General features: G+C 69.8%; 4 protein-coding genes. All 4 read left to right on the top strand.

All coding sequences use genetic code 11. The features are described 5' to 3' along the window. Positions 1-274: 274 nt before the first annotated feature. The 4 genes from truA to VIB55_RS06960 all read left to right on the top strand — a co-directional run bounded on the left by truA (position 275) and on the right by VIB55_RS06960 (position 5250). Positions 275-1084, top strand: a complete 810-nt coding sequence (gene truA, locus VIB55_RS06975; RefSeq protein ID WP_331875950.1) for a tRNA pseudouridine(38-40) synthase TruA — start codon at positions 275-277, stop codon at positions 1082-1084. Between the two features lie 9 nt (positions 1085-1093). Next, the gene (locus VIB55_RS06970) at positions 1094-1495 is read left to right on the top strand and encodes a VOC family protein (RefSeq protein ID WP_331875949.1); all 402 of its coding nucleotides are present in this window, start codon (positions 1094-1096) and stop codon (positions 1493-1495) included. Positions 1496-1509: 14 nt separating this feature from the next. Next, positions 1510-2946, top strand: a complete 1437-nt coding sequence (gene purB / locus VIB55_RS06965; protein WP_331875948.1) for an adenylosuccinate lyase — start codon at positions 1510-1512, stop codon at positions 2944-2946. Positions 2947-3690: 744 nt separating this feature from the next. Continuing rightward, positions 3691-5250 (top strand): carboxypeptidase M32, encoded by a 1560-nt coding sequence (locus VIB55_RS06960; RefSeq protein ID WP_331875947.1) that lies wholly within the window; start codon positions 3691-3693, stop codon positions 5248-5250. The last annotated feature ends 123 nt before the right edge of the window (positions 5251-5373 follow it).

Raw genomic sequence — 5373 nt, 5'->3', positions numbered from 1 at the left:
ACCCGTGGCGACGCGAAGAAACTGATGCCGCTGAAAAACCCGAACCACGCATGACGGAACAGGTCGCCCATCGATCACCTGTCCATGCCCGCCGGCGAACATCCGCGCGTCCCGCCTCGCCAGTGATGGGACTCGTCGCTCGCTGCTGCGCGCGTTCCCTGGCGCGTGTGGTGTGGCCGGCCTCTCGAGATGGTATTGGGAGCCGGATTTCACGGTCGATGCGCCCATCGGCGCACTTTCGCGCGGGCGCGGCGGGGCCTAGCTTGGCGCCGCGATGAACATTCCCGAGCGGCGGCGAATCCGCCTTACGATCCACTACGACGGCCGCGCCTTCCACGGCTGGCAGGTGCAGCCCGACCAGCGCACCGTGCAGGGCGAGCTGGAGGTCGTGCTCGCCAAGCTGACCAACGGCCCCTGCCCCGTCATCGGCTCCGGGCGCACCGACCGCGGCGTGCACGCCACCGGGCAGGTGGCCGCTACCGACGTGCCGGGTCGCTGGACCGCGCCCGCGCTGCGCCGCGCGATGAACGCGCTGGTGCCCGACGACGTGTGGATCGCCGACGCCGCCGAGGCGCCGCCCTATTTCCATCCGCGCTACGACGCCACTACACGTTCCTACGTCTACCGCGTGGGCCTGGCGGCCGAGGCGGATTCGCCGTTCCGATCGCCCTGGTGCTGGCCGCTCGTCCGCCCCGTGGACCTGCTGGCGATGGAACGCGCCACGGAGCGCATCCTGGGCGAGCACTCGTTCAAGGCGTTCGCCAAGGCGGGCCAGGAAGAGCGCGGCGACCGCTGCACCGTCACCGAGGCGCGCTGGGCGCCATGGGAGGGGATCGGGCTGGAGTTCCACATCAGCGCCAACCGCTTTCTCCATCACATGGTGCGGTACCTGACGGGCACGCTGGTGGATATCGGCCTGGGGCAGCGCCCGCCGGAGGTGATGGATGCCCTGCTGGCAAACGAGCCGGGGCTGGAAACGTCGTCCCCCGCGCCCCCCGAGGGGCTGTTCCTGACCGGCGTCGCCTATCCGCCTGACGCGGGGACCAAGCCGCCGCGCAGGCGCGGGCCGCAGCTGGTTCCGTAGCCCCCCGCGATGAGGCAGACCATCGGCGCGGCGACCTTCGTCGTGCGCGACTACGACGAGGCGATTGAGTTCTTCACCGCCGTGCTCGGGTTCGACCTGGTGGAGGACACGGCGCTCGGCGAGGGAAAGCGCTGGGTCATCGTGCGTCCCCCGGGGTCCACCGGGCCCAGGCTGCTGCTCGCGCGCGCCGCCTCGCCGGAGCAGGAGGCCCGAATCGGTGACCAGACCGGCGGGCGCGTCGCCTGGTTCCTGCACACGGACGACTTCTGGCGCGATCACCGGGCCTTCACCGAGCGCGGGGTGCGCTTCATGGAGCAGCCGCGCGAGGAAAGCTACGGAATCGTGGCCGTGTTCCAGGACCTCTACGGCAACCTGTGGGACCTTCTGGAGCCGCGCCGCGAGCCGACCTGATCCCGAAAACGACGATGTCCATTGAGCGATATTCCAATCCGCTGACCGAGCGCTACGCCTCGGCGGAGATGTCGTACATCTTTTCGCCGAAGTTCAAGTTCGGCACCTGGCGGCGGCTGTGGCTGGAGCTGGCGGAGGCGGAACGCGAGTTGGGACTGCCGATTCCGGACGAGGCGGTCGCGGCGATCCGCGCGCACCTGGACGACTTCGACCTGAAGCGCGCGGCCGAGCTGGAGCGCCAGCTTCGCCACGACGTGATGGCGCACGTGCACCACCTGGGCGAGCAGGCGCCCGAGGCGCGCGCCATCATCCACCTGGGCGCCACCAGCGCGTACGTCGGCGACAACACCGACCTCATCCAGCACCGCGAGGCGCTGAGGCTCGTCGCCCGGCGGATCGTCGCCACGGTCGCGGCGCTTTCCAGCTTTGCCCGGCGCTACCGCGGCCTGCCCACGCTGGGGTTCACCCACTTCCAGCCCGCGCAGCCCACGACGGTCGGCAAGCGCGCGACGCTGTGGATCCAGGACCTGCTGCTGGACCTGGAAGAGGTGGAGTTCCGCATCCAGACGCTGCGCTTCCATGGCTCGCGCGGCACCACGGGCACGCAGGCCAGCTTCGTGGACCTGTTCGAGGGGGACGGGGAGAAGGCCGAGCGGCTGACGCGGCTGATCGCCGAGAAGATGGGCTTCGAGCAGGTGTACGGCGTGGGCGGGCAGACGTACCCGCGCAAGGTGGATTACGGCTGCCTGTCGACGCTGTCGGGTGTGGCCCAGTCCGCGTCGAAGTTCGCCAACGACGTGCGCCTGCTCTCGCATTTGAAAGAGGTGGAGGAGCCGTTCGAGGAGCAGCAGATCGGCTCGTCGGCCATGCCGTACAAGCGCAATCCCATGCGGTGCGAGCGGATCAACGCGCTGGCCCGACACGCCATCGCGCTGGTGATCGATCCCGCGTTTACCGCCGCCAGCCAATGGTTCGAGCGCACCCTGGACGACTCGGCCAACAAGCGCATCGCGGTTCCGGAGGGCTATCTCTCCGTGGACGCGGTGCTGCTGCTGATGCACAACGTGGCGTCGGGGATGGTCGTGTACCCGGAGATGATCCGGCGGCGGCTGATGGAGGAGCTTCCCTTCATGGCCACGGAAAACCTGATGATGCGTGCCGCCAAGCGCGGCGGCGACCGCCAGGACCTGCACGAGCGCGTGCGCGTGCACAGCATCGAGGCGGGACGCCAGGTAAAGCAGCACGGGCTGCCGAACGACCTGATGGACCGCATCGCCGCGGACGCAGCGTTCGGCGTTTCGCGCGAGGAGCTGGAAGAGGACCTGCGCCCGGAGCTCTACGTGGGCCGCGCCCCCGCGCAGGTGGACGAGTTCCTGGCCGAGTGGGTCGCCCCGGTCCTCGCCCGCTACCCTGATGCTGTCGGAGAGGCCGCGCCGGAGCTGAAGGTGTAGGGCGTTCACCCTGGTCCAGACCGTCACGCAGCCCTGCACGGGCGACTGAAGTCGCTGCAACGAACACACGAAGTCCGCCTGCGCGGACTGGCCTGCTTTCGTGTAAGCCAGGGTTTGGGGCGCGCCCCTCTGTGTCGGCAGCCGAGGGCCTCGGCCCCGCGGCAGCCCTCACCCGGCCGCGCTGACACGCGTGCCCCCCTCTCCCACAAACAGCGTGGGAGAGGGGGTACACTCCAGTCCGGGTCTGCGCGCAAAACGGTGGCGCACAACAGCTTGTCATCCTGAGGCCCAGGCGCGCCGTATCCGCCCGCACGCCGTCCTCCGCGGGCCGAAGGATCTAACCGCGGAGGCGTAATCGCTCGGGCGCGGCAGCGGTCACGGAACCCGAGGACTCGGCTGCCGCGGGGTGTCACCCGGGGGCGCTGACACGAAGGTGTGGGTCCCTCCCCCGGCACGGGCGACTGAAGTCGCTGCAACAAGGACACGAAGTCCGCCTGCGCGGACTGGCTGCTCTCGTGTGAGCCAGGCTTTCGGGCGCGCCCGTGGTCTCCACCGTTGTTCCTGGTGAACCCTCGCTCCCGTTCGCGAGGCTTTCCGCTTTCGGTGCGGCGGATTCATCTGCTCCGGCGCGCCTCTAACTGCGTAGTGAGTCGCCCGCCGTGCGCGCACGGAACCTGCCCGCTTGCCTGCGCATTCGTCGCCCCGCACGCGGCGATCTCCATCGACCGATTCGATCCCGACCCGATGACCGATACGCTCCACACGGCCTCCGCGCCCGAGGCCCAGGGCCACACCCCGTACGACCAGCTGCTGCGCGAGATGCGCGACATCGCCACGCTCGGCTCCGTTTCCGCCACGCTGGGATGGGACCAGGAGGTGATGATGCCTCCCGCCGCCGCGGCCCTGCGCGGCGAGCAGGCGTCGCTCCTTTCGTCGCTGGTGCACGAGCGCCGCACCCGCCCCGAGCTGGGCGAGCTGATCGCCCGCTGCCTGGCGGACGCCGAGCTGATGGCCGACCCCGACGCGGCGGCAAACGTCCGCAACCTGGATCGCGACTACCAGCACGCTACCCGCCTGCCGATGGCGCTCGTCCGCGAGATGGCCGAGACCACCACGCTGGCGATGCACAACTGGCGCGACGCACGGGAGCGGAACGACTTCGCGTCGTTTGCCCCGTGGCTGGAAAAGCTGATGGTGCTGAACCAGCGGACGGCCGAGCGCCTGGGCGTGCCTGAGGGTGGCGAGCTGTACGATGCCCTGCTCGACAATTACGAGCCGGGGATGCGCGCGGCGGAGCTGGACCGCGTGTTCGGCGAGCTGCGGGCGGGGCTGGTGCCGCTCATCCGCGAGCTGCAGGAGAGCGGCAACCGGCCGGACTCGTCGTGGATGAACATCCCGCTATCCATCGACCGACAGGAGGCGTTCAACCGAACCGTCGTCGAGCGGATGGGGTTCGACTTCAGCGCCGGGCGGCTGGACATCTCCACCCACCCGTTCTGCGAGGGCGCCGGCCCGGGCGACACGCGCCTGACGACGCGGTACGACGAGGCGCAGTTCCTCAGCGCGCTGCACTCCAGCATGCACGAGGTGGGGCACGGGCTGTACGAGCAGAACCTGCCCAAGGCCGAGCGGTTCGGGCAGCCCCTGGCCGAGGCCGCCAGTATGGGCATCCACGAAAGCCAGTCGCGGATGTGGGAGAACCTGGTGGGGCGCGGCCGGCCGTTCTGGGAATGGGCCCTGCCCCGCCTGCAGGCGCAGGCCGGGAGCGACGCCATCTCGGCGCTGGACACGGAGACGGTGTTCCGCGGGTTGAACGTGGTTGAACCCAACCTGATCCGCATCGAGAGCGACGAGGCCACGTACAACCTTCACATCATGCTGCGCTTCGACCTGGAGCGGGCCATGCTCAAGGGCGACCTGGCCGTGCGCGACCTGCCCGGCGCCTGGAACGAGCGGATCCGGAGCGACCTGGGGCTGACGGTGCCCGACGATGCGCGGGGCGCCATGCAGGACATCCACTGGTCCATGGGTGCCGTGGGCTACTTTCCCACCTACACGCTGGGCAACCTGTACGCGGCGCAGCTGTGGGAAGCCATCGGAGAGGCCATCCCGGACCTCGACGGCCAGCTCCGGGGGGGCGAGTTCGGCGGCCTGCTGGCCTGGCTGAAGACGAACGTCCACGCCCACGGCCGGCGCTACACCGCGCCCGAGCTCTGCCAGCGCGCAACCGGCCGGCCGCTCAGCCCCGCGCCGCTGCTGGCCAACCTGCGCGGCAAACTGCGGGCGGTGTACGGGCTGGAGTAGACCTATCCTCGCACGGTACCGTCGGAGAGGGGAGAACCCGAACCCACCACCGCTACCTGTCATCCAGAGGCCCGAGCGCACCGAACTGGCCCGCAGCACATGCGATGCAGGGCCGTGGGATCT

The organism is Longimicrobium sp., from assembly GCF_036554565.1.
GTDB lineage: Bacteria > Gemmatimonadota > Gemmatimonadetes > Longimicrobiales > Longimicrobiaceae > Longimicrobium.
The sequence above is the reverse complement of the archived record's forward strand: the minus strand, read 5'-3'. Positions and strand labels throughout refer to the sequence as shown.

Bases quoted from the DNA above. Each gene is read 5' to 3' on its own strand.
- truA (WP_331875950.1), top strand. From the start codon at position 275: ATGAACATTCCCGAGCGGCGGCGAATCCGCCTTACGATCCACTACGAC.
- VIB55_RS06970 (WP_331875949.1), top strand. From the start codon at position 1,094: ATGAGGCAGACCATCGGCGCGGCGACCTTCGTCGTGCGCGACTACGAC.
- purB (WP_331875948.1), top strand. From the start codon at position 1,510: ATGTCCATTGAGCGATATTCCAATCCGCTGACCGAGCGCTACGCCTCG.
- VIB55_RS06960 (WP_331875947.1), top strand. From the start codon at position 3,691: ATGACCGATACGCTCCACACGGCCTCCGCGCCCGAGGCCCAGGGCCAC.